17 protein-coding genes and 1 pseudogene are annotated in these 23100 nt (G+C 72.9%); 15 read left to right on the top strand and 3 right to left on the bottom strand.

Features of this window, described 5'->3' with window-relative positions; translation table 11 throughout:
* From FDA94_RS39585 to FDA94_RS32165, 7 genes and pseudogenes are all read left to right on the top strand, one after another.
* Positions 1-1457, top strand: a pseudogene (locus tag FDA94_RS39585) (hypothetical protein); the annotation flags it as partial.
* Positions 1454-2548 carry a TRAFAC clade GTPase domain-containing protein gene (locus tag FDA94_RS32190; RefSeq protein ID WP_137250834.1) on the top strand — a complete coding sequence of 365 codons (1095 nt, stop codon included), beginning with the start codon at positions 1454-1456 and terminating at the stop codon, positions 2546-2548. The pseudogene FDA94_RS39585 and the gene FDA94_RS32190, both read left to right, overlap by 4 nt.
* A 3-nt stretch (positions 2549-2551) precedes the next feature.
* Entirely contained in the window at positions 2552-4729 is a 2178-nt protein-coding gene (locus FDA94_RS32185; protein ID WP_137250833.1) for a GAP1-N2 domain-containing protein, read from the top strand.
* Positions 4730-6349: a TRAFAC clade GTPase domain-containing protein gene (locus tag FDA94_RS32180; RefSeq protein ID WP_137250832.1), complete on the top strand. Its 1620-nt coding sequence runs from the start codon at positions 4730-4732 to the stop codon at positions 6347-6349.
* A gap of 13 nt (positions 6350-6362) precedes the next feature.
* Positions 6363-7655, top strand: coding sequence for an AAA family ATPase (locus tag FDA94_RS32175; RefSeq protein ID WP_137250831.1), 1293 nt, complete (start codon positions 6363-6365; stop codon positions 7653-7655).
* A complete protein-coding gene (locus FDA94_RS32170) occupies positions 7652-8356 on the top strand; it encodes an HNH endonuclease family protein (RefSeq protein WP_137250830.1) in 705 nt (234 codons plus the stop codon). Before FDA94_RS32175 ends, FDA94_RS32170 begins: the two co-directional genes overlap by 4 nt.
* Before the next feature lie 196 nt (positions 8357-8552).
* Positions 8553-8951 carry a hypothetical protein gene (locus FDA94_RS32165; protein ID WP_137250829.1) on the top strand — a complete coding sequence of 133 codons (399 nt, stop codon included), beginning with the start codon at positions 8553-8555 and terminating at the stop codon, positions 8949-8951.
* A gap of 227 nt (positions 8952-9178) precedes the next feature.
* Here the strand turns inward: FDA94_RS32165 and glnA are convergent, their stop codons facing one another.
* Entirely contained in the window at positions 9179-10540 is a 1362-nt protein-coding gene (glnA, locus tag FDA94_RS32160) for a type I glutamate--ammonia ligase (protein WP_030450535.1), read from the bottom strand.
* A gap of 142 nt (positions 10541-10682) precedes the next feature.
* Here glnA and FDA94_RS32155 point away from each other — a divergent pair, with 142 nt between their 5' ends.
* Genes FDA94_RS32155 through FDA94_RS32145 form a run of 3 tightly spaced genes read left to right on the top strand, consistent with a single transcriptional unit; the run spans position 10683 to position 14300 of the window.
* The gene (locus FDA94_RS32155; protein WP_137250828.1) at positions 10683-11588 is read left to right on the top strand and encodes a terpene synthase family protein; all 906 of its coding nucleotides are present in this window, start codon (positions 10683-10685) and stop codon (positions 11586-11588) included.
* A 43-nt stretch (positions 11589-11631) separates the two neighbouring features.
* Positions 11632-12393, top strand: coding sequence for an expansin EXLX1 family cellulose-binding protein (locus FDA94_RS32150; RefSeq protein WP_137250827.1), 762 nt, complete (start codon positions 11632-11634; stop codon positions 12391-12393).
* Between the two features lie 32 nt (positions 12394-12425).
* Complete coding sequence (locus FDA94_RS32145; protein ID WP_137250826.1) at positions 12426-14300, top strand: sensor histidine kinase; 1875 nt, start codon at positions 12426-12428, stop codon at positions 14298-14300.
* Positions 14301-14409: 109 nt separating this feature from the next.
* Here FDA94_RS32145 and FDA94_RS32140 read toward each other — a convergent pair whose 3' ends face one another.
* Positions 14410-15375, bottom strand: a complete 966-nt coding sequence (locus FDA94_RS32140; protein ID WP_137250825.1) for a DUF5937 family protein — start codon at positions 15373-15375, stop codon at positions 14410-14412.
* Positions 15376-15471: 96 nt separating this feature from the next.
* Between FDA94_RS32140 and FDA94_RS32135 the strand changes: the two genes are divergently transcribed.
* Genes FDA94_RS32135 through FDA94_RS32120 form a run of 4 tightly spaced genes read left to right on the top strand, consistent with a single transcriptional unit; the run spans position 15472 to position 21980 of the window.
* Positions 15472-16692, top strand: coding sequence for an MDR family MFS transporter (locus FDA94_RS32135; protein ID WP_137250824.1), 1221 nt, complete (start codon positions 15472-15474; stop codon positions 16690-16692).
* A 22-nt stretch (positions 16693-16714) separates the two neighbouring features.
* Positions 16715-18712 carry a sensor histidine kinase gene (locus FDA94_RS32130; protein WP_137250823.1) on the top strand — a complete coding sequence of 666 codons (1998 nt, stop codon included), beginning with the start codon at positions 16715-16717 and terminating at the stop codon, positions 18710-18712.
* 24 nt (positions 18713-18736) lie between these two features.
* On the top strand, positions 18737-20176 hold the full coding sequence (locus FDA94_RS32125) for a BTAD domain-containing putative transcriptional regulator (RefSeq protein WP_137250822.1): 1440 nt from the start codon (positions 18737-18739) through the stop codon (positions 20174-20176).
* 55 nt (positions 20177-20231) lie between these two features.
* Positions 20232-21980 (top strand): NAD+ synthase, encoded by a 1749-nt coding sequence (locus tag FDA94_RS32120; RefSeq protein ID WP_137250821.1) that lies wholly within the window; start codon positions 20232-20234, stop codon positions 21978-21980.
* Here FDA94_RS32120 and FDA94_RS32115 read toward each other — a convergent pair.
* Positions 21975-22175: a 2TM domain-containing protein gene (locus tag FDA94_RS32115; RefSeq protein WP_212735603.1), complete on the bottom strand. Its 201-nt coding sequence runs from the start codon at positions 22173-22175 to the stop codon at positions 21975-21977. The two genes, FDA94_RS32120 and FDA94_RS32115, sit on opposite strands and share 6 nt — an antisense overlap.
* Before the next feature lie 124 nt (positions 22176-22299).
* Here FDA94_RS32115 and FDA94_RS32110 point away from each other — a divergent pair, with 124 nt between their 5' ends.
* Complete coding sequence (locus FDA94_RS32110) at positions 22300-23091, top strand: alpha/beta fold hydrolase (protein ID WP_137250819.1); 792 nt, start codon at positions 22300-22302, stop codon at positions 23089-23091.
* Positions 23092-23100: the final 9 nt, after the last annotated feature.

Below are 23100 nucleotides of genomic sequence, written 5' to 3'. Positions count from 1 at the left end.
ACAAGGCGCTGGCCGCCCGCGACTCCGACGAGGCGTGGCTCGCGCTGGCCGACGCGCTCCGCCGGGTGCCCGACCTCCCCGGGGCGGCCGACCTGCAGCGGCGGCTGGCCCCGCTGCCCGCCGAGGACGTGACGGCCACGGCCGACGACGCCTCGGTGGTCGTCACGTGGCGGCCGTCGGGGTCGAAGGCGGGCGAAATTTCGTACGAAATCCTGAGAAATGGCGTTCCCATCGACGGCGGCGAGCCCTTCCGCGTGACCGATCCCGCACCCCCGATCGACGAGCCGGTCGTCTACGGCGTGGTGGCCCGCAGGGGCTCCGCCGCCGCCCGCGCGACCGCCGCGCCGCCCGTCACGGTGCGGCCCGAGGTCGCGGACGTGCACGTGCGGGCGGGCGACGGCCTGGTCACCGGCCGCTGGACCAGGCCCGCCTCGGCGGCCGGGGTCGTGGTGACCCGCGACGGGACGCCGATCGAGATCGACGGCAGCGGCTTCACCGACCGGAAGGTGCGCAACGGCACCGGATACGTCTACCTGGTCAAGGCGGTCTATTCGGGTGGGGTGACGACGCCCGGGGTCCGCGCCCGCGCCACCCCGCACGCCCGGCCCGTGCCGGTCGGGGAGTTCACCGTCGAACCCGCCCCCGACGGCCAGATCCTGTTGCGCTGCGCGCCGCCGCCCGCCGGGCACGTGGAGTTCCGGCTGCTGGAGACCGCTCCCCCATGGCCCTACGGCACGACGGTCTCGCTCGCCGAGGCCCGCGCCACCGGCCGCGCCCTGGCGGTGCTGCCCGCGCCCGACGGCCACCTGGTCAGGGCGGCGTCGGGGGTGCTGCTGGCGGTGACCGTGGCGGGCGACCTGGCCACCATCGGCGGCGCCCGGGAGCACGTCAACCTGACCCCGCCGCGCTCGCTGACCGCCGAGCGCCTCGGCCGGGCCGTCCACGTCGGGCTCGACTGGCCGGCCGACGTGCCCGAGGTCGAGGTGGTGGTGAACGGGACGGCGACGCTGGTCAGCGCGGCGGCCTACCGGGCGCAGGGCGGGATCCGGCTGGACGTGGCCGAGGACGAGCCCGTCACGGTCGAGGTGGTGCCGACGGCGGTGGTGGGCGGGGTGCGGCTGCGCGGGCCCGGCCTGTCGCGGTCGCTGGAGGCGGCGACCCCGGTGCGGTACGACCTCTCGCGGAGCGGGCCGTTCTGGCGGCGGCGGCTGGTCGTCGAGGTCGCCGCGGAGCGGCCGGTGACGGTGGCCCGGCTGGCCCTGGTCCTGCGGCCGGGACGGGTGGAACCGCTCTCCGAAGAACAGGGGCAGCTGCTGGCCGAATGGGCCGACGTGACGCCGCCGGCCCGGTTCGAGGTGCCGGCGCCGCGGCGGGCCAAGCCGTACTGGCTGAAGTGCTTCGCCCCCGGCGTCGAGCTGATCGGGCCGCCGGTGCGGCGGCTCAAGGTGGGCTCATGATCACCTGTCCCTACTGCTTCGCCCGGGTGGCCGAGGACACGATCGCGTTCCGGTGCGCCGGCGGCTGCGACCCGGTGGCCGACGAGCCCCTCGGACGGCTGCGGGGCGGCACTCCCCCCTCGCTGCCGCCGGTGTTCCAGGTGCGGCGGCCGGGCCGGCGGGCCGACTGCCCGACGTGCGGACGCGACACCGGGCGGCGGGTCTGCCCCGAGTGCCACAGCGGGCTGGCCGCCGAGTACTGCGCCAACCCCGGCCGGATCGTCGCCCTCATCGGGGCGAAGGGGTCGGGCAAGAGCACGTACATCGCGGTGCTGCTGCACGAGCTGATGAACCGGGTCGGCGCGGAGCTCGACGCGTCGCTGGTGCCGTGCGACGACCGGACGATCGAGCGCTACCGCCGCGACTTCTCCCGGCCCCTCTTCGGGGAGCGCCGGCTGCTGCGGGCCACCCAGTCGGCGGTGACCGACACCCTGCGCGACCCCCTCGTCTACCTGCTGTCCCGGACCGTGAAGGGCCGGCTGCGGAGCCGCCGGGCCGCGCTGACGCTGGTGCTGTTCGACACGGCGGGCGAGGACCTGCGCAGCCGCGAGGTGACCGAACGGCACCTGCGCTACCTGCGGGCCTCCGACGCCGTGGTGTTCCTGGTCGACCCCTCCTCGCTGCAGACCCCGTCGGACGACCCCGACAGCGACCCGGTGAACGTGATCGCCCGGGTGACGGAGCTGCTGCGTACCGGAGACGGGCCGTTGAAGACCCCCGTGGCGGTGGCGCTCAGCAAGGTCGACGCCCTGCGGCGGGAGGCCGGCTCGGCGCTGCACCGGTCGCGGACCCCCTCGGGGGCCTTCGACCTCGACGACCACGAGGGCGTGCACGAGCAGGTCCGGGCGCTGCTGGAGAGCTGGCAGGCCGGAGGGCTCGACCGCTATCTGCGGCAGAACTACGCCGACTTCGCGTTCTTCGCGCTGTCGTCGCTCGGCGAGGTGCCCGGGGAGGCCGAGGTCGGCCCCGGCGGCATCCGCCCCTATCGGGTGGAGGATCCGCTGCTGTGGCTCCTGCACCGGTTCAAGATGCTCGACGGCGTGCGGAGGTAGGTCATGGCCTGGCAGCTCCAGTACACGTCGGCCGAATCGGGCCCCTCGGGCCGCTCGGGGTTCCAGGTGACCGCCGAGACCACCGGCCTGCCGCCCGTCCTGCGGGAGCGCAGCGCGCCCTACCTGGTCTACCAGCCCCCGCCGGACGCCCCGCTCGCGCCGACGCCCGCCGAGATCGCCGGGCTGCCGGTCTCGATGGCCTACGGGGCCGGGATGCTCGTCCGGTGCGTCTACCTGGGCCAGGACTATTCCGGACGTTATGGGAACTTCCTGGCGCACGCCGTGCTGCCCGGCGAGGGGGAACTGGTCGGGCTGCGGCCGATCGAGTTCTGGGAGGCGCCCTGGTGGGCCGCCCGGCCCTCCGACGGCCCTGAGCTGCCGGTGCTGGAGCCGTCGCCCGGCCCCCTCCTCGACCCTGAGGGGCTGGTGGCGTGGCTGGCCGCGCTCGGCCCCGACGCCTATGTGCGGCTCGGCGGGCTGCTGGAGGCGGTGCGGCTGTTCCTCACCCGGGGGCACGGGCGGCTGGTGCTGGTCAGCGCCGACGTCGCCGAGGTGGTGCGGTGGATCGCGGTCATCTCCTTCTCGCTGCCGTGGGCGTCGGCGATCCGGCTGTCGTTCGTGACGTACACGGCCGATCCGGCCTCCTCGGGCCAGGTCATCGCCGGGACCACCCCCGACGTGTGGATCCCGCCGGACGTCGACGCGACGGTCGTCCGGCTCGACGAACCGGCCGCGCCCGTGCGGACCGGGCGCTTCGCCGGGACGGTCGCCGGGTTCTGGCGGCGCGGCGACCTCGACGGGCTCGACGCGCTCGGCGAACTGGGCGACGACCCCGAGACGGCGGCGGCGCTGCTGGCGCTCTGCCGCGGCGACCACACGGTCTCCCCCGAGGAGCAGACCGCCGTCGCCCGGCTCTCCGCGGGCGGCCTGCCCGACTGGGCGTGGCAGCGGCTGGCCTCCCAGGCCGGGCTGCTGACCTACGACCTGGCCGCCGAGGTGGCCGTCCACGCCGCCGAGGGCGCGGCCCGGTGCGTGTCGCTCGCGCTGCGCGACCCGGCACTGCCCCTGCCGGTACGGCTGCCGCCCCCGGGTTACGCGTCCGCGCTCGGCGCCGAGGCCACCGCCGCGCTGCGGTCGGCACTCACCCCCGCCCAGGTGGCCGGGATCGTGCGCGTGGCCGACGCCTGCGACCTGCCGGTCGACGCGGCCGAGGTGGAGTCGGCGGCGGCGCGGGCCGTCCCCGGCAACCAGGAGGAGGCGGCGGCCGAACTGGCCCGCACCCCCGCCGCCTGGCGCGAGGCGATGATCGCCGGTTACGTGGCCGGCCTGGAGGCCGCCCCCGGCGAGGTGAGCGCCACCCTGTGCGGCCTGCTCGCCGGAGCCCGCCGCGACTGGCGCCGCGCCCCCCGTACGGGGGTGGCGGTGCTGCGCTGGCAGACGCTGCACGGCGGCCGCGACCGCGTCGACACCACGGTCGAACTCATGGACCGCGCGTTCGACGGCTTCCGCGAACAGGCCCTCCCGTCGCTGTGGACCGCGCAGCCGACCCCGGGCGAGATCGGCCGCCTGGTCGACCTGCTCGGCCCGCGTATGGACGCCAGCCCGACCCTGGGCGAACTCCCCGGCCGCGCGTTCGTGAAGGCGGGCCTGGCCAGCGGCGAGGCCCTGGAGCTGGCCGAACGCGTCCGCGACGGCCTGCCCGGCTTCCCCGCCGACGACGCCGAGGCGACCCTCATCGCCGCCCGCCTGCCGTCGGCCCCCACGCCGGTGGAGGCCGCCACCGCGATCGACCGCCTGACCGACCTCACCCGCGAGGGCAACGCCGAACTCGCCGAACTGACCCGGGCGACGTGCGCGAAGGTGCTGGCCACCCGCGACCCCCGCTTCCGCTCGACGGTCGCCAAGGCCGTCACCGACGCGACCCGCCGCTGGCTGATCCCCGAATGGCTCAAACCCCGCCGCAACCGCGACCAGCAGATGGCCCTGCTGGAGATCGCGATCAGGATGCGCGTGGCCGGGGTGATCGAACCCCGCCTGGACGCCTGGGCCCGCTCGGAGGTCAACAACTGGGGCCGCTTCGGCTCGATGGAGGCCCGCTTCAAACAGGACGCCGAACTGGCCGCCGGCCTGAAGGAACTGGCCGGTCAGCGGAGACGGCTGTTCGGGCGCGGAGAACGGTAGATGTGGTGGCTCGTCCTGGCCGGCTTCTGGCTCGTCGCCATGTGGGCGGCCTTCGCGTTCGTCTTCCCGGTGGTCTTCGCGGCGACCGTGGCGGTGGCGGTGCTGGGGGCGCTGTGGGCGTACTTCACGACGGCGGCCCGCGTTTTGCTCCCGGACCGGGGGGTGCGCGCGCCGCCGGAGGGCCTTGAGCCCGCCCACCGGCACTACCTGGTGTCGCAGGTCTGGCAGGACTGGTGGGCGGTTTTGGCCGGGGCGGTGCCGGTCGTCGACGGGCGGGTCCGGCGGGTGGTCCGCGCGCTGACCAGGCTGCTGATGTCGGACGAGCGGCGCTACGTGCTCTTCCCGTTGTGGCTGGCGGTGGTGGCCGGCCTGCTGGCGGCGCTGCTGCCCCTGAGCCTGGTGGCCCTGCTCGTCACGGCGGCCTACCTGGTGACGGTGGCGGCCGGGCTGCTGGCGTGGCTGACGTTCGTGGCCGTGCTGCGCGGGGTCGAGCAGTCGGTCATGCTGCTGCGGCGGATCCTCCAGGCCTGCCCCTATCCCGGCTGTTACGCCCGGATCGACCGGCCGATCTACGTGTGCCCGTCGTGCGAGGCCCAGCACCGGGCGCTGCGCCCCGACCGGAACGGGGCCTTCCGGCACGTGTGCCGGTGCGGCGCGCGGCTGCCCACCACGATCCTGCTCGGCCGCCACCGGCTGCGGGCGTTGTGCCCCCACTGCGGACGGACGCTGCCCGGGAAGATCGGTAAGGTGCGGGTGGAGCCGGTCCCGCTGGTGGGCGGACCCGACGCCGGGAAGACGACCTTCCTCGCGGTGGCCGTCGACGCGCTGCGCGAGACCTCCGGGGCCCGGTTCGTCGACCAGGGCGACGAGCAGACCTTCCTCCGCCTGCGCCAGGCGTTGGCGGCGGGGACCATGACCAAGACCGGGACCCAACTCCCGAAAGCCGTCATGCTCGACGTGTCGGCCCGGATCCTGTACCTGTTCGACCCCTCCGGAGAGCACTACACGGGGGCCAGCCGGGTCGAGGCGATGGGGTACCTGGCCCACGGCGAGGCGATGGTGCTGCTGATCGACCCGTTCGCGCTGCCCGCCGTCCAGGACAGCCTTGTGCCTGCCGACCGGGAACTGCTGGCGGCCGGGGGCGTGGTCCCCTCACGGGAGGACCCGGCCGACACGGTCCACCGGGTGCGCAACGAGCTGTCGACGCGCGCGGACGGGGGGCACCAGCGGCGGATCGCGGTCGTGGTGACCAAGGGCGACCTCCTCGACCGGACGACGACCGGGCAGGGGGCCTCGGAGGATCCGCAGGCGTGGCTGACGACGATGGGCATGGGGAACTTGGTCCGCGACCTGTCGAACCGGGGATCGGAGGTCCGGTACGCGACGTCGGGCCTGCCGCCCCGGGCGGACGAGATCGCGGGGCTGGTGACGTGGCTGACCGGCCTGAACGGCGAACGGAGGGCTGACCGGGCGGCCGGGGAACCGTGGCGGCCTCGCGCCAGGCCCGAGGGGCGGCCTCCACTGAGCTACACCGTGGTCCGGCGGTTACTCTTCACGACCAGCGTGTTGCTCAGCGTAGGCGCGGTGGCCGGTCTGATCCTCTGGTACGTCAGCAGATGACTACGATCGAGCCGTGTACGTCACGGAGATCAAGATCTCGGACGTCAAGGGCTTCACCGGAGCCCGCGACGTCGACCTGCGGCTGACCAGACCAGACGGCAGCCACGCCGGCTGGACCGTCCTGGCGGGCAGGAACGGCTCCGGGAAGACGACCATCCTGCGGGCGATCGCACTCGCACTGGCCGGGCCGGACGTCGCGCTGAGCCTCACTCTCGACTTCGAAGGCTGGGTCACCGACGAACGCGCCCAGGCGACGGTGACGACCGGTTTCACCCAGGACGCGGACGACGTCTCGACCGATGACCGGCCCCTACTGCTCGGGACCGTGATCTCCTGGCGTCCATCTGGGCATCACATCGGCCGCGCGATGATGATCGGCCACACTCCGGACGCGAAACTCGGTCCGTGGGCACCTGATCTTCAGGGCTGGTTCTACGCGGGATACGGCCCTTTCCGCCGCCTGGTCGGCGGTTCGGCCGAAGCACAGCGCCTGATGCAGCGGCCGGGGCCGGTCTCCCGCCTGGCGACCCTGTTCAACGAAGACGCCTCACTCGCCGAAGGCGTCACCTGGTTGATCGATCTGCACCTGAGACGGCTCGAAGGCAACAGGCAGGCGGCGGCGCTTCTCACCTTCGCGCTGCGCCTCCTCAACGACGGGCTTCTCCCTGACGGCTTTCAGGTCGACCGCGTCGACAGCGACGGGCTGTGGGCCCGCAGAGACGGTCGCCGGATCCCGATGCGCGAGATGAGCGACGGCTATCGCGCGGTCACCGCCTTGGTCCTCGACCTGGTGCGGCAGATGAGCGCGGCCTTCCCCGAATCGGCGCCCAGCGCGGCGATCACCAGGTCAGGTGTCGTGCTCATCGACGAGATCGACGCCCACCTGCACGTGAGCTGGCAGCAGAAGATCGGCGGCTGGCTGAAGGCCCACTTCCCCAACATCCAGTTCATCGTCACCACCCACAGCCCCTACATCTGCCAGTCGGCCGACCCGGGCGGCCTGATCCGCCTCCCCGGGGTCGACGAAGACGCTTCCCCCGCGGTCGTGAACGACGACCTCTACGAGCGGGTCGTCTACGGCAGCGGTGACGACGCCCTGCTCAGCGACCTGTTCGGCATCGAGACGCCCTACTCTCCCAGAGCCGAGGCCATGCGCAGGCGCCTGGTGGTCCTGGAGCGCGCCGTCCTCCGGGGGCAGGCCACCCCCGAGGAGGAAGGGGAGTTCGAGGAACTGCAGGAGACGCTGAACAGCTCGCTCACGGCCAGGGTGGACGAGGTCGCGGCCCGGATCCGCCCGGCAGAATGATCCGCATCCACCGCGTCCAGTTGCCGGGGAGTCTGGTCGAGGACCTCGCCCGGCGCACCGGCGAACTGTCGACCGGGATCGCCGGCACCGACCGGGCCCGAACCGCCTGGCAAAACGCGAAGAGCACCCGGCGCAGACTGACCGGACACCTCATGGAGATGGCGACCGGCATCAGCCGGTGCATGTACTGCGGTGACAGCCTCGGCACCGCGATCGACCATTTCGAGCCGCTGCACGAGACCCCGTTACGCGTGTTCGACTGGCTCAACCACCTGCTCGCCTGCACCCACTGCAACAGCCACGGCAAGCGCGACCGGTTCCCCCGCGACGACATCGGCGCCCCTCTGCTGATCGATCCGTCATCCGCCGACCCGGCCGATCACCTGTGGCTCAGCCTCACCGGCGGCGCCTACGAGGCACTCACACCACAGGGCGAGGCGACCATCGAGGTGTTCGGCCTCAACCGCGCCGACCTGGTGAAGGGACGGCGGGCGGCCTTCATCCGCACCAAATGCATGCTGAGAGACCTGGGCAGATGCGCGGGAGCGGAAGCCGACGAGATCCGATCCTCGTTGTCCGCGCAGCCCTTTGCGGACGTGCTGGCCGCGATGATCATCGCGAGCGGTCTCAAGAACCCACCCGCCTTCCTGGGCGGCCCGGAAGTCGTCGCCGTACTGAGGACCTACGAGGACGGTTCTTGATCCCACCATGGAGGGGATGCCCCCTTCCCTCGCCCACGCCTCCCTGCCTCGGCGGGCGGCGACGTCGACACGACGTGCGCGATCGTCGGCGGCATCGTCGCGGCCTGCACACAAGTCCTTCGCTGATTACGACTCAGTGGCTGCATTGTGCGTTCAAAAAGACTTCGATCAGGCTCGGGCCAGAGTAGACGCCCTGATGGAGAAGAACCCCGACGACCCGACGGCCCATCAGGCGCTGGCCGAGGCCTACGCCGCGGACCCCGGCCGCGACCTGCTGCTCGAAGCGGACCACCACGCCGCGAAGGCGGCCGTCCCGGTGCCCGACGAACCGGTGGAGAAGCGTTTCTCCTGGACGCCGGGCGTCGTCCTGTCGATCTTCGTCTTCATCGTGCTCTCCGGGCCCAGCCTGAAGTGGGTGGGCCGCGGGATCGAGGACTCCCCGGCCGGCTCACCGCCTCGGCGACGGGCTTCGCGGCCTGCCTCTGCTTTCTGCCCTTCCTCGTCACGATATGGCTCGGCTTCCCCGTGCTGGACGACGGAGTGCCGCCCTCCCCCGGGGCGGCGGCCGCCGCGGCCGGCGTCGTCGCCGCCTTGAGCCTGCTCCTCTGGCCGGCCCTCCACTGGTGGCTCGGCCCCGGGCAGGCCAGGCGGTTTCTCACGGCCGGTCGGACGCTACGCGTCTACCTGCCGATCACCGCCGGCCTCATGCTGACCTCCATCGTCATGGCGGCCGCCCAGGTGACGAGAGAACGCCTGGCTCGTCGTCACGCTGCTCCACGTCGCCTGGGTCGCGGCGGCGATCGTGCCGGCGGTCACCCGGCATCAGAGGACCGGCAGGTAGCGCCCCAATTCGAACTCGGTCACCTGGCGCCGGTACTCGCGCCACTCCGACCGCTTGTTCCGCAGGAAGTAGTCGAACACGTGCTCCCCGAGCGTCTCGGCCGCGAGTTCCGAGTGCTCCATCGCCGTGATCGCCTCGTCGAGCGACTGCGGCAGCGGGTGGATGCCCAGCGCGCGCCGCTCGCCCGAGGTCAGCGCCCACACGTCGTCTTCGGCCCCGGCGGGGATGTCGTAGCCCTCTTCGATCCCCTTCAGCCCGGCCGCGAGGATCATCGCGTAGGCCAGGTAGGGGTTGCAGGCCGAGTCGAGCGACCGGAACTCAATGCGGGTCGAGCCGCCCTTGTGCGGCTTGTACATCGGCACGCGCACCAGGGCCGACCGGTTGTTGTGCCCCCAGCAGATGTACGACGGCGCCTCGCCGCCCGCCCCCGCGATGGCCTCGGTGTCGCCCCACAGGCGCTTGTAGGAGTTCACCCACTGGTTACAGACCGCCGTGATCTCGGCGGCGTGCTTCAGCAGTCCGCCGATGAACGAGCGGCCGACCTTGGAGAGCTGGTAGTCCGAACCGGGCTCGTAGAAGGCGTTGCGGTCGCCCTCGAACAGGGACATGTGGGTGTGCATGCCCGAGCCGGGGTATTCGGTGAACGGCTTCGGCATGAACGAGGCCCAGACGCCCTGTTCGAGCGCCACCTCCTTCATGACCAGCCGGAACGTCATGATGTTGTCGGCGGTCGACAGCGCGTCGGCGTAGCGGAGGTCGATCTCCTGCTGGCCGGGGGCGCCCTCGTGGTGGCTGAACTCCACCGAGATGCCCATGGCCTCCAGCATCATGATCGCGTTGCGGCGGAAGTCGTGGCCGGCGCTGTGCGGGGTGTGGTCGAAGTAGCCGCCGTCATCGATCGGCTCGGGCCGGACCCCCTTTTCGGGGCGGTTCCGGAGCAGGAAGAACTCGACTTCGGGGTGGGTGTAGAAGGTGAAGCCCATGTCGGCGGCCCTGGCCAGGGTGCGCTTGAGCACCCAGCGGGGGTCGGCGTGCGACGGGGAGCCGTCGGGCATCAGGATGTCGCAGAACATCCGGGCCGCGCCGGGCGTCTCGCTGCGCCACGGGAGGATCTGGAAGGTCGACGGGTCGGGCTTGGCGAGCATGTCCGACTCGTAGACCCGGGAGAACCCCTCGATGGCGGAGCCGTCGAAGCCGATGCCCTCGGCGAACGCGCCTTCGAGTTCGGCGGGCGCGATGGCTACGGACTTCAGGAAGCCGAGAACGTCCGTGAACCAGAGCCGGATGAACCGGATGTCGCGCTCTTCTAGCGTGCGGAGGACGAATTCCTGCTGGCGGTCCAAGGCGACTACCTCACGAAAGTTCCATGTCTGGGCACCTACCAGTGTGCCCCTTGTGTGTTTCACATACGTTACGCACCTGCCGTGAGGACACCCCGTCGCGCCTCAGGGACAACCGGCGAACGCTCACCTACCGTGTCATCTTATGACCCCTGAGCTGCGCATACCTTCGGCTGCGGCCGTTCTGGCCCCGCTCGCGTACGCCCTCCCGCCGGTCCTCGGAGAGCCGGTCGAGTGCGACACGCGCGCGCTGGGGGCCTGGGCCGGGCTCTACGGGCTGTCGATCCACGCCCGTCCGCAGCGACTGGCCGCCCGGGTGCTGCCGGGCAACGAGCTGCTCGCCCGGTGGGTCACCTGGCAGCTGGCCTACGACGACTGGTGCGACGAGGGCAGCGGCAGCCGGGACACCACCGTGCTCGACCAGATGCAGGGCCGGCTGCGCGACGCCGCCCGGACCGGCCGGGCGACCGACGAGCCGCTGGTGGCGGCGTTCGGCGACCTGTGGCGGGTGACCGCGCCCGACATGAGCCCGGCCTGGGAGCAGCGGTTCGCGGCGCGGATGGAGGCGCAGGCCCAGGCGTGCCGGATGCAGGCGGTGAACCGGTCGATCGGGCGGGTGCCGTCGGCCGGGGAGTACCCGTCGCTGCGGCGGGACGTCTTCGCGGGCCCCGGCGCCGAGATCGTCGAGGGGTGCCTGCGGATCGAGGTGCCCGGACGGCTGCACGCCACCCCGCCCTGGCGGACGCTCGTGGAGGCCGTGGTCGACGTGACGGCCTGGTGCAACGACGTGGCCTCGCTCGGCAAGGAGCGCGGCGACCCGCACAACTACCTGCGGGTGGCGGCCTCGAGGATCGGGGTGCCCGCCCCGGCCGAGTGGGTGGCCGACCGGATCGTGGAGCGGGCCGAGGATTTGACCGACGCGGCCAAGGCGCTGCCCGAGACGTACGCGGAGCACGGGGTTCCCGACGACGTCGAGAAGGTGGCCGCCGCGCTGTTCGGAGCGCCCCGGGCCTACCTGGAATGGCTGCTGGAGTCCCCGCGCTACCAGTGAAGATCTACGTAACGTAATCACCGCGTGTCTCTATGTATCCGGCATGAGGCATGCGAGACGCCGTAAGCGGCGCGGGGTGGTGTTCGCCGTCGCGGCGCTGGTGGCGGCGGCGGTGTTCGTCCAGCTGACCGGGCCGGTGTGCGCCTCGCCCGACCGGCGGGGGCGGGCCTACTTCTATGAGGCGCGGGCGCCGGGCAACTGCTCGCTGCCCCGGCACGGCATGCTGTTCGCCTCCGTGTCGACGGCCGAGTACGCCGGGTCGGCCGCCTGCGGCGGCTATCTCGACGTGACGGGGCCGACCGGCACGGTCCGGGTGCTGGTGGTCGACCGCTGCCCGGCCTGCGGGCCCGGCGACCTCGACCTGTCGGCCGAGGCGTTCGTCAGCATCGCCGACCGCGACGACGGCAGCGCCGCCATCGCCTACCGGGAGGTCCGCGACCCCGAACCGGCCCGGCGGCTGGCGTTCCGGCTCAAGCAGGGCTCGACCGCCCACTGGGCCGCGCTGCAGGTGCTCGACCACGGCAACCGGCTGGCGCACGTGCGGGTGCGCAGCGGCCCCCACTGGCGTGACCTGCGGCGGGGGGCCGACAACTACTGGGTGTTCCCGGGGGAGCCGGGCCCGGGGCCGTACACGATGAGGATCTCCGACGTGTACGGCGGGGAGGCCACGATCACCGGTGTGCGGCTGCGGCCGGGCGCGACCCAGCGGTTCTCCCAGCGCCTCTACGGCGCGCCCCCTCCGATCGTCCGGACCATCACCACCCCGTCTGACAAACCGTCACCCGAAATGCCGGAGATCTGCTGAACTTTCCCCCACCGGACCCCGTCTCAGAAGCCGTGGAAGAGACCCGGCCGCGCTGGATGCGGCTGCCCGACCGGGCGGCCCGGATCCTCGCTGCGGGTATCGCGGGCGCCGCCATATTCCTGGTCGTCGCCGACCTCGTGATCGGCGAGCGGCTGCCCCGGCCCGCCGACGGGCCGCTGCCGGTCGCCCCGGAAGACGTGATGGGGGTCGCCTTCTCCGTCTTCGGCGCGCTGCTGGTGCAGCGGCGGCCGAAGCTGGTGATCGGCTGGCTGCTGACGCTCGGCGGGCTCGGCGCGGCGGCCAGCGTCGCCTCGGTCAACCTGGCCGCGCTGCTGGTCCAGACGGGCGGCCACCCCCTGGCCGCGCCGCTCGGCGTCTTCTCCCACGGCGTCTGGAACCTGACCACCTACGCCCTCGGCGTGCTGCTGCCGATGCTCTACCCAACCGGGGCGCTGCTGTCGAAGACGTGGTGCTGGCCAGGCGGCTTCGCGGCCGTGGTGCTGGCCGCCGAGTGGATCGCGCCGGACGTCGGGGTCCTGCCGCCCCTCATCACCGTGGCGCTGCTGCTGGCGTTCTCGTCGCTGGTGATCAGGTTCCGGCGGGCCGAGGGCGACGAGCGGCGGCAGATCCTCTGGCCGCTGCTGGCCATCGCCTGCCTGAGCGTGCCGTGGATCATCGGCGGGTCGGTCTGGTGGATCACCGCGCTCACGATCCCGCTGATCCCCGCCGCGATCACGCTGGCCGTGCTGCGCTACCGGCTGTTCGGCATCGACACCCTGATCACGCGCGCGCTGGTCGGCGCCGGGATGGTCACCGTGTTCGCCTCGGCGTACGTCCTGGCGGGCACCGCCTCCAGCCTGTTCCTGGCCGAGGTCGACCGCTACTTCGGCCTGTTCGTGGCGCTCGGGGCGGGGGTGTTCTTCCACCCGATGAGGCGGGTGCTGCACCGGCTGGCCGACCGGGCCCTCTACGGCACCAGGGGCGACCCCGTCAGCCTCGCCGCCGACCTGCGCCGGCGGCTCCAGCAGAGCGACCCCGTCCACGGCCTGCTGGCCACCCTGGAGACGATCAGGGAGGGCCTGGCGGTGACCGGCGCGGCCCTCGACCTCGACGGCGCCCGCACCCAGTGGGGCGAGTTACCCGTGGTGGCCCGGCGGGTCGACCTCGTGTGGCACGGCGAACCCGTCGGCACGCTGCTCATCGGGCCGCCGGGCCGCCGCCGCTTCCCCGCCGCCCACGACGAGCGGGTGATCGCGGGCCTGACCCCGTACATCGCCGACGCCGCCCACACCATGCGGCTGACCACGGCCCTGCGCCGGTCGCGGGAGCGCATCCTGACCGCCCGCGAGGAGGAGCGCCGCCGGCTCCGCCGCGACCTGCACGACGGCCTCGGCCAGACCCTCAGCGCGATGGCGATGCGCATCACGATGGCCCGCATGAGCCTCAACGGCAGCCCCGAGACCGCCGACACCCTGCTCGCCGACCTCCGCTGCGGCATGGACGCCGTCTCCGGCGACATCCGCGAACTCGTCTACGGCCTGCGCCCGCCCGCCCTCGACGACCTCGGCCTGGCCGGCGCGATCAAGGACCTCGGCCCCGGCGAACTGGTCGTCGACGGCGACCTGACCGGCCTCCCGGCGGCGGTCGAGGTCGCCGCCTACCGCATCGCCCAGGAGGCCCTGACCAACGTCCGCCGCCACGCCGCCGCGACCCGCTCCACGATCACCCTCAGACGGGGATCGGACCTGATCGTGGAGGTCCGCGACGACGGCAAGGGCATGCCGGCGGACGCCCGTCCCGGCGTGGGCCTGTCGTCCATGCGCGAACGCGCCGCCGAACTCGGCGGGGTGTGCGAGGTCCACACCTCCGCCGACGGCACCACGGTCATCGCCAGGCTCCCCCTCTGAACCGCTTCCTTCCGTTACGGCTCCGCCCACCCCGGCCCCGCCCACCGCCCCCGGACCGCACCGCATCCGGCGCCGAGCCCCGCTCCCGGCCCTCGCCGCCACGGCTCGGCTACGACCCGCCCACCAGGGCGTCACCGATGGCCGTCCGGCGATAGAGGACCTCGCGGCCCAGCCGCTGCCGGGACACCAGCCCTCCGTCCGACAGCACCGTCAGATGCTGCGAGACCGCCCCCGGGGTCAGCTCCATCACCCGGGCCAGCCCCGACGTCGACGCCGGCAGCTCCAGCGCCGTCAAAATCCGGGCCCGCGTCCGCCCGATCAGGGCCGACAGCGCGCCGGGCACCTCGTCCGGGGCGCGCTGCCACAGGTTGCCCATCCCCCGGGCCGGATAGACGAGCATCGGCCGGTAGGGCTCGTGCATGACCGACACGCGGTCGAGCGGCTGGAACACGCTGGGCAGCAGCACCAGCCCGGCGCCGCCCAGCTCGCCCCAGTGGATGCAGCCCTTGTCGGCGATCAGCCGGTCGCCGTGCCAGGTCACCGACGGGTGCAGGGCGGCGAACAGGTCGCGCACCCCGCCCTCGGCCAGCCGCCGCGACCGGTAGAGCACGTCGGCCTCCAGGATGCCGCGCACCTTCGGCCAGAACTCCTCGAACACCAGCGTCCAGTACGACTCCAGCGCGTCCCCCACCCACGCGAGCGTCCCGGCGGGGTCGCGGTCGAAGCGGGCGGCCATCCCGGCGCTGCGCGGCGCGGAGCGGGCCACCTCGGCCCGCGCGACCGCGGGGTCGGTGGCCCTGACCTGGGCCAGTTCGCCGGCGAAGTCGGGCTGGTGGGTGTCGGGGGTGGGCGTGAGGAAGTCGGGCACGTATCCGGCGGCCGGCACCAGGCCGGTCAGCTCGTTCAGCCCGAGCGCGCCGAGCCGGTCGCGTACCGCCCGCAGCCACGGCACCTGCGCGGTGTGCAGCGCGGCGCCCTGGACGGCCCGGAGGCTGGCGACCACCTCCCACATGGGCGAGAAGGCGAACCGCGACCGCGCCACGTCACCGGGCGTGAACAACCACTCCACGGCCATCCGTCACCAACCCCGATTGTTTACGCATTTCAGACCATGTTTTAGCAGAGCCTAAAACGTTCGCGCCGGCCGCCGCCCGGTAACGACGCTTGCCTTATGGCCGCACCCCCCATCCACCGCTCCCCCGTCCGCCGCTTCGTCCACTCCCGTGTCGGCGGGCTGCCCAGAGAGTTCTGGGTGCTGTTCTCCGGGACCGCCGTCAACAAGCTCGGCGCGATGGCGCAGCCGTTCATGGGGATCTACCTGACCCAGTCGCGGGGCGTCTCGGTCGCGATGACCGGGTTCATCCTCATGCTGTGGGGGTGCGGGTCGCTGCTGTCGCAGCCCGTGGCGGGGTTCCTGGCCGACCGGATCGGGCGGCGGGCCACGCTCACGGGCGGCATGGTGGCCACCGCCGCGACCATGATCTTCCTCGGCTACGCCCACGACCTGACCGCGATCGCGGCCGGCATGTTCGTGCTGGGGATGGTCGTGGACACGTACCGGCCCGCCTCGCAGGCGATGCTGGCCGACCTGGTGTCGCCGGAGGACCGGCCCCGCGCCTACGGACTTCTCTTCTGGGCGATCAACCTGGGCTTCTCGGTCGCCATGGTGGCCGGGGGGCGGCTCGCGTCGGGCGGCTTCCTGCTGCTGTTCTGGATCGACGCGGCGGGCTGCCTGATCTTCGGCTTCCTGGTCTGGCGGCTGATCCCGGAGACCCGGCCGCCCGCGGCGGAACGGCTGCCCGGCGGCTACCGCGACGTGCTGCGCGACCGGACGATGGTCGCGTTCGTGCTGATGAACCTGGCCTACACGTGCACCTATCTGCAGGCGTTCCAGACGCTGGCCATCGCGATGACCCAGCGAGGACTCCCGCCGGAGGCGTTCGGCACGGCGATCGCGCTCAACGGCGCGCTGATCATCATCGTCCAGCCGATCACCACGGCCTGGCTGACCCGGTTCTCGCCGAGCCTGGTGCTGGCGTCGGGCTTCGCCGTGGTGGGCGCGGGGTTCGCGCTGCAGGCCTTCGCCACCACGACCCTCCAGTACGCCCTGGCCGTCGCCGTCTGGACGTGCGGCGAGATCCTCACCGCCGGGATGCCCCTGGCGATCACCTCGGCGCTGGCGCCGCCCCACCTGCGCGGCCGGTACAACGGCCTCTACGGCCTGTCCTGGTCGATCGGCGCGGCGGTCACCCCCGTGCTCGGCACCCGGCTGCTGGAGGTCGGGCACGAGGCGCTCTGGCTGACCACGGGCGCGCTGGGCCTGGTGGCCGCGATCGGGCAGCTGCTGCTCGCGCCCGCGATCCGTAATAGGACCAGTACACAACAGTCATAATTCGGCAATACCCTGGCCCGAAATGGGAGACAGAGGCTCGGGTCCGGCACTGGTGATCGCGGCCGTCGTCGGCGCGGCCTCCGCCGCCGCCGTCGGCGCCGCCCTGGCGATCCGGTTCGGGCTGCCGCCGCAGTCCCGGGCCGCCTTCGAGCCGACGCCCGACTACACGGCCGGAGTGATGTTCCCCGCCCTCGGGGCCTACATCGCGGCCCGCCGGCCCCGCCTGCCGATCGGCTGGCTGATGATCGCCGGCGGCCTGTTCGAGGCGGTCAGCGTGCTCTTCTCCGCGCTGATGGTGCAGGCCGACAACGCCGGCGACCTCGACGCGGCGGGCCTGCACCGGATCGTCGGCGTCGCCGCCTGGTCGCTGGGCGGCGGCTTCCTGGCGATCCTGGTGCCGCTGTTCGCCATCGGCGGGCGGCGGCCGTCGAAGGGCTGGAGCGTCTTCGGCGTCGCCGCCGCGGCGATCATCGCCGTCCAGACGGCGCTCCGGGTCGGCCGCCCCGCCCCGCCCGCCCCGACCCGGGGGATGTCGTCGGTCATCCCCAACCCGCTCGACTTCGGCATCCCGCGCGAGATCTGGGCGCCGGTCACCGACACGCTGTGGCTCGTCGAGCAGGGGTGCATCCTGCTGGCGCTGGTCTCCATGGTCGTCCGGATGCGCGGCGCCGACGCGGAGACCCGGCGGGCGATCGCCTGGCCGGCGCTGACCTTCGCGGTCTACGCGGTCCTGGTGGTGACCGGCGATCCGGCCTTCCACACCTTCCTCGTGGGCTGGGTCGCGCTCATCCCCGTGTCGATCGCCTTCTCGGTGCTGCGGCACGGGCTGTTCGGCATCGACGACGTGCTCAGCCGGACCGTGGTCGTGGCCGGGACGGTGGCCGGGGTGAGCGCCGTCTACTTCGCCACCGGCGCCGTCTTCAGCCTGATGGCCGCCGAGTACGACATCCTCGCGGGCCTGGCCGCCGCCCTCTTCGCGGGCGCCTTCTACCAGCCGCTGCGCCGCCTGATCCAGCGCGGCATGGACCGGCTCCTCTACGGCCCGGTCGGCGATCCCCGCTTACTGACCGCGCGGCTCGTCGACGAGGTGCGCAACGCCGACCCGTCCGAGGCGCTGTCGGCCGTGGTCGACGTGGTCCGCGACGGCCTGGCGGTCGGCGGGGCCGCCGTCGAGGTCGTCAACGGCCTGCACGTCGAGTCGGGCCAGGTCGGCGCCGTCCCCAGGGAGCTCCCGCTCGTCTGGCACGGCGAACCGGTCGGCCGCCTGCTTTTGGGCGCCCCCGAGGGCGGCAGGTTCGGCGCCGCCCACGACGAACGCGTGGTCGCCACCCTGCTCCCCTACGTCGCCGACGTCGCGCACGCCGTCCGGATGGCCAGTGACCTGCAACGCTCCAGGGAGCGCATCCTGGCGGCCCGCGAGGAGGAGCGCCGGCGGCTGCGCCGCGACCTGCACGACGGGCTCGGCCAGACGCTCGGCGCGATGGCGATGACGCTCAACATGGCCCGGCTCAACATCAAGGGCTCCCCCGCCACGGCCGACCACCTGTTGCGCGACCTACGCTCGGGGATGGACGCGGTGGCCGGCGACATCCGCGAACTCGTCTACGGCCTGCGCCCGCCCGCGCTCGACGACCTCGGCCTGGTGGAGGCGATCCGCACGCTGGCCGCCGACACCCTCGACACCGGCACGGTCACCCACGTGACGGCCGACGGGCCCATGGACGACCTCCCGGCGGCCGTCGAGGTGGCGGCGTACCGGATCGCGCAGGAGGCGCTCACCAACGTGCGGCGGCACGCCCACGCCAAGCGGGTGTCGATCGCGCTGGCGCTGGAGGGCGACCTGCTGACGCTCCGGGTCGCCGACGACGGGATCGGGCTGCCCGAGGTGCGCCGGGCGGGGGTCGGCACGTCGTCGATGCGGGAGCGGGCGGCCGAACTCGGCGGCTCGTGCGCGATCACCGCGCCCGACACCGGCGGCACGGTCGTGGCGGCCCGGCTGCCGTTGACCGGCACCATGTGACGTTGCTCTACGCTTACCAGAACCATGGTGATACTTCGGGCCCTGGGGCCGTTCCAGGCCATTTCCGACGGGCGGCCGCTCGACCTGGGAGGTCAGCGGCAGCAGGCCGTCCTGGCCCGCCTTCTGGTGGCGGGCGGGCGGGCCATTCCCGTCACCACCCTGATCGACGAGCTGTGGCCGGGGCGTCCGCCCGCACAGGCCCTGTCGACGATCCAGGGCTACGTGTCCCGCCTGCGGCGGGCCCTGGAGCCCGGCCGGGCGCCCCGTGAAGAGGCCGGGGTGCTGGTGTCGGCCCCGCCCGGTTACGCCCTGCGCGCCGAGGTCGAGAACGTCGACGCCTGGCACTTCGAGCACCTCGTGAAGCGCGACGACGGCGACGACCTGGCGGCCACGCTGACCCGGCTCGACACCGCGCTCGCGCTGTGGCGGGGCCCGGCGCTGGCCGAGTTCGGCGACCTGGCCTGGGCCCAGGCCGAGGCGCAGCGGCTCGACGACCTGCGGCTGATCGCGGTCGAGCGGAGGGCCGACGCGGCCGTCCGGCTGGGCCGCAGCGCCGCGCTCATCCCCGACCTGGAGGCGCACGCCTCGGCCCATCCGCTGCGCGAGGAGGCCTGGCGGCTGCTCGCCCTGGCCCTCTACCGGGCGGGCCGGCAGGCCGACGCGCTCGGCGCGCTGCGGCGGGCCCGCGACGTCCTGCGCGACGACCTCGGGCTCGACCTGGGGCCCGCGCTCCAGCGGCTGGAACAGGACATCCTCGGGCAGGCCCCCCATCTCGACGGCCCGGTCCCGCCCGCCACCGTCTCGGCGCCGAGGGCGGCCGAGGTGCTGCGGGTGGTCGTGGCCGACGACCAGGCCCTGGTGCGCGCCGGGCTGAAGATGGTCCTCGACAGCGAGCAGGGCCTGACGCTGGTGGCCGAGGCCGAGAACGGCGAGCAGGCGATCCAGCAGGTCCACCTGGTCCGCCCCGACGTCGTGCTGATGGACATCCAGATGCCTCGCCTCGACGGCCTCGCGGCGGCCCGGCGCATCCTGGCCGAGACCGACCCGCCCAAGGTGATCATGATGACCACCTTCGGCACCGACGACAACCTCTACTCGGCGCTGCGCGCCGGGGTCAGCGGCTTCGTGCTGAAGACCTCGGCCCCCGAGCAGATCATCGCCGCGATCCGGGCCGCCGTGGCGGGCGACGCGCTGATCGACCCTGCCGTGACGACCCACCTGATCGCCGCCTTCGCGGGCCGCCACAACCCGGCCGCGCCCGGCGGGCTGAGCGACACCGAGGTCGACCTGGTCCGGCTGATCGCGCGCGGCTTCACCAACCGCCAGATCGCCGTCACCCTGGCCGTCGACGAGTCCGAGGTCGCCGCCGAGGTCACCGGCCTGCTGAAGCGCCTCGACCTGATCGACCGCGCCCAGCTCGTCGTGCTCGCGTACGAGACGGGACTCGTCAGCCCGGGAACGTGACAGGGTGCTTATCGTCACATTGATGAAAACCAGGCGGTCACCGTAGGCTGGTGCCGTGGCCCAACTCCGCATCGCACTCGCGCAGACCAATCCCGTCGTCGGCGACCTCGCCGGGAACGCCGACCGGCTCGTCGAATGGACCGGCAAGGCCCACGCGGGCGGCGCCCATCTGGTGCTCTTCACCGAGATGTTCCTGACCGGCTATCCGGTGGAGGACCTGGTGCTGCGCGCCTCCTTCGTCGACGCGTCCATCGCGACCCTGGAGACCTGCGCCCGCCGCCTGGCCGACGCCGGTTACGGCGACCTTCCCGTCGTCGTCGGCTACGTCGACCGCGCCGACCGGGTGGCCCGGGTGGGCCAGCCCAAGGGAGCCCCTCTCGACGCCGCCGCCGTCCTCCACCAGGGCCGCGTGGTCGCCCGCACCGCCAAGCACCACCTGCCCAACTACGGCGTCTTCGACGAATACCGCTACTTCGTGCGCGGCGACCGCCTGCCGGTCTTCCGCCTCCACGGCGTCGACGTCGCCGTCGCGATCTGCGAGGACCTGTGGCAGGAGGGCGGCCCGGTGTCGGTGGCCGGTGCGGCCGGCGCGGGCCTTCTGGTGGTGCCGAACGCCTCGCCGTACGAGCGGGAGAAGGACGACGTGCGGCGCGACCTGTGCGCCCGCCGCGCCCGCGAGGCGGGCTGCGCCCTCGCCTACGCCAACCAGGTCGGCGGCCAGGACGAACTGGTCTTCGACGGCGACTCCCTGGTGGTCGGCGCCGACGGCGCCGTGATCGCCCGCGCGGCCCAGTTCACCGAGGAGCTCCTCTTCGCCGACCTCGACCTCCCCCTGGGCTCAGGCGACCCCGGAGAGTCCGTGTACGACGCCGGCGACGGCACCGCGATCACGGTCGAGCGGATCGTCCTGTCGGAGGAGCCGGTGGCCTTCGCCCCGCAGGAGCCGGTCGTCGCCGAACGCCTCGACGACGCCGCCGAGGTCTACGGCGCCCTCGTGCTCGGCGTGCGCGACTACGTGGAGAAGAACGGCTTCCGCTCGGTCATCCTGGGCCTGTCGGGCGGCATCGACTCGGCCCTGACCGCCACGATCGCCGCCGACGCCATCGGCGCCGACCGGGTCCACGTGGTGCTGATGCCCTCGCGCTACAGCTCCGACCACTCGATCGCCGACGCCGAGGAGCTGGTGCGCCGCCAGGGCCTCCACTCCCGGATCCTGCCGATCGCCGACACGGTGGCCGCCTTCGAGAAGGAGGTCGAGCTGACGGGCCTGGCCGCCGAGAACCTCCAGGCGCGGGTCCGCGGCATGTTCCTCATGTCGCTGTCGAACCAGCACGGCCACCTGGTGCTGACGACGGGTAACAAGAGCGAGCTGGCGGCCGGCTACTCGACCCTCTACGGCGACTCGGCGGGCGGCTTCGCGCCGATCAAGGACGTGCCGAAGACCCTGGTCTGGGAGCTGTCGCGGTGGCGCAACGCCCAGTCCGACCCGCCGCCGATCCCGGAGAACTCGATCACCAAGGAGCCCAGCGCCGAGTTGCGGCCCGACCAGCGCGACACCGACTCGCTGCCGCCCTACGAGGTGCTCGACCGGCTGCTCGACGACTACGTCGAGAAGGACATGGGCCGCGACGCGCTGATCGCGGCGGGGCACGACCCCGAGCTGGTGCTGCGGATCATCCGGCTGGTCGACTTCGCCGAGTACAAGCGGCGGCAGTACCCGCCGGGCCCCAAGATCAGCCCGAAGAACTTCGGCCGCGACCGCCGTCTGCCGATCACCAACAAGTGGCGCGAGATGCCGTCATAAGGACTTCGCTCTGGGCGGTGAGATCACCGCCCAGTAGTGGAAGCCGAGCCCGATTCCCCAGAACACGATCGACCACATGGGCCAGAAGAAGTGGTCGGAGTCGTAGAGCCGCCAGACGATGACCTGGGCGACGTTCGACAGCACGTAGAACAGCAGGTGGAGCCGCAGGCCCCATTTCCGGCCGCTTTCGCTCATGGCGCTTTTCATACCGGCACGCTAGGTCGGCGGAGTTGACGGCCAGTGAATCGCGCGTCCAGTGGTCGTCAAGTGCGTCCGCCGTTCAATGGGTGGCGAAATCCCCCGTTGAAAGGTGCATTCGATGATGACTCGCCGAGCGATATTGGCCGGATCCGCGATCGTGGCGGCCGGCGCCATGGTGGGCGCGGCCGAGGCGCAGGCCCGTCCGCGGCCCAGGCCCAGGCCCACGGTGGTGCTCGTGCACGGCGCGTTCGCCGACGCCTCGGGCTGGAACGACGTGGCGGCCAAGCTGGTCCGCGACGGCTATCCGGTCATCGCGCCGGCCAACCCGCTGCGGTCGGTGTCCTCCGACGCCGCCTACCTGGCCAGTGTGCTCGCCACGATCGGCGGCCCGATCGTGGTGGCCGCGCACTCCTACGGCGGCATCGTCGCCACCAACGCCGCCGAGGGCAACGCGAACGTGAAGGCGCTGGTGTACGTCGCCGCGTTCGCTCCCGACAAGGACGAGTCCCTGATCGACCTGCAGAGCAGGTTCCCCGGCACCCGGCTCGACGAGTCGGCGCTGGACATCCGCCCCTACGGGGAGCAGCTGCTCGACGCGTACATCAAGAAGGAGGTCTTCCACGACGTCTTCGCCGGCGACCTGCCCCGGTCGGCCACGAGCCTGATGCAGGCGAGCCAGCGCCCCGCCGACCTGCGCGCCCTCGGGGAGAAGTCGGGCGCCCCGGCGTGGCGGACCATCCCGTCCTACTACCTGGTCGCCAAGAACGACCAGGTGCTGCCCGCCGCCACGCAGCGGTTCATGGCGCAGCGGGCCGGGTCGCAGATCCGCGAGGTCGCCTCCTCGCACGTCGCGATGATCTCCCAGCCGGCCGCGACGGCCGAGCTCATCAGGCGCGCCGCCGACAAGTGAGGGGCGCTC

This window comes from Herbidospora galbida (genome assembly GCF_005233835.1).
Classification (GTDB): Bacteria; Actinomycetota; Actinomycetes; order Streptosporangiales; family Streptosporangiaceae; genus Herbidospora; species Herbidospora galbida.
The sequence above is the reverse complement of the archived record's forward strand: the minus strand, read 5'-3'. Positions and strand labels throughout refer to the sequence as shown.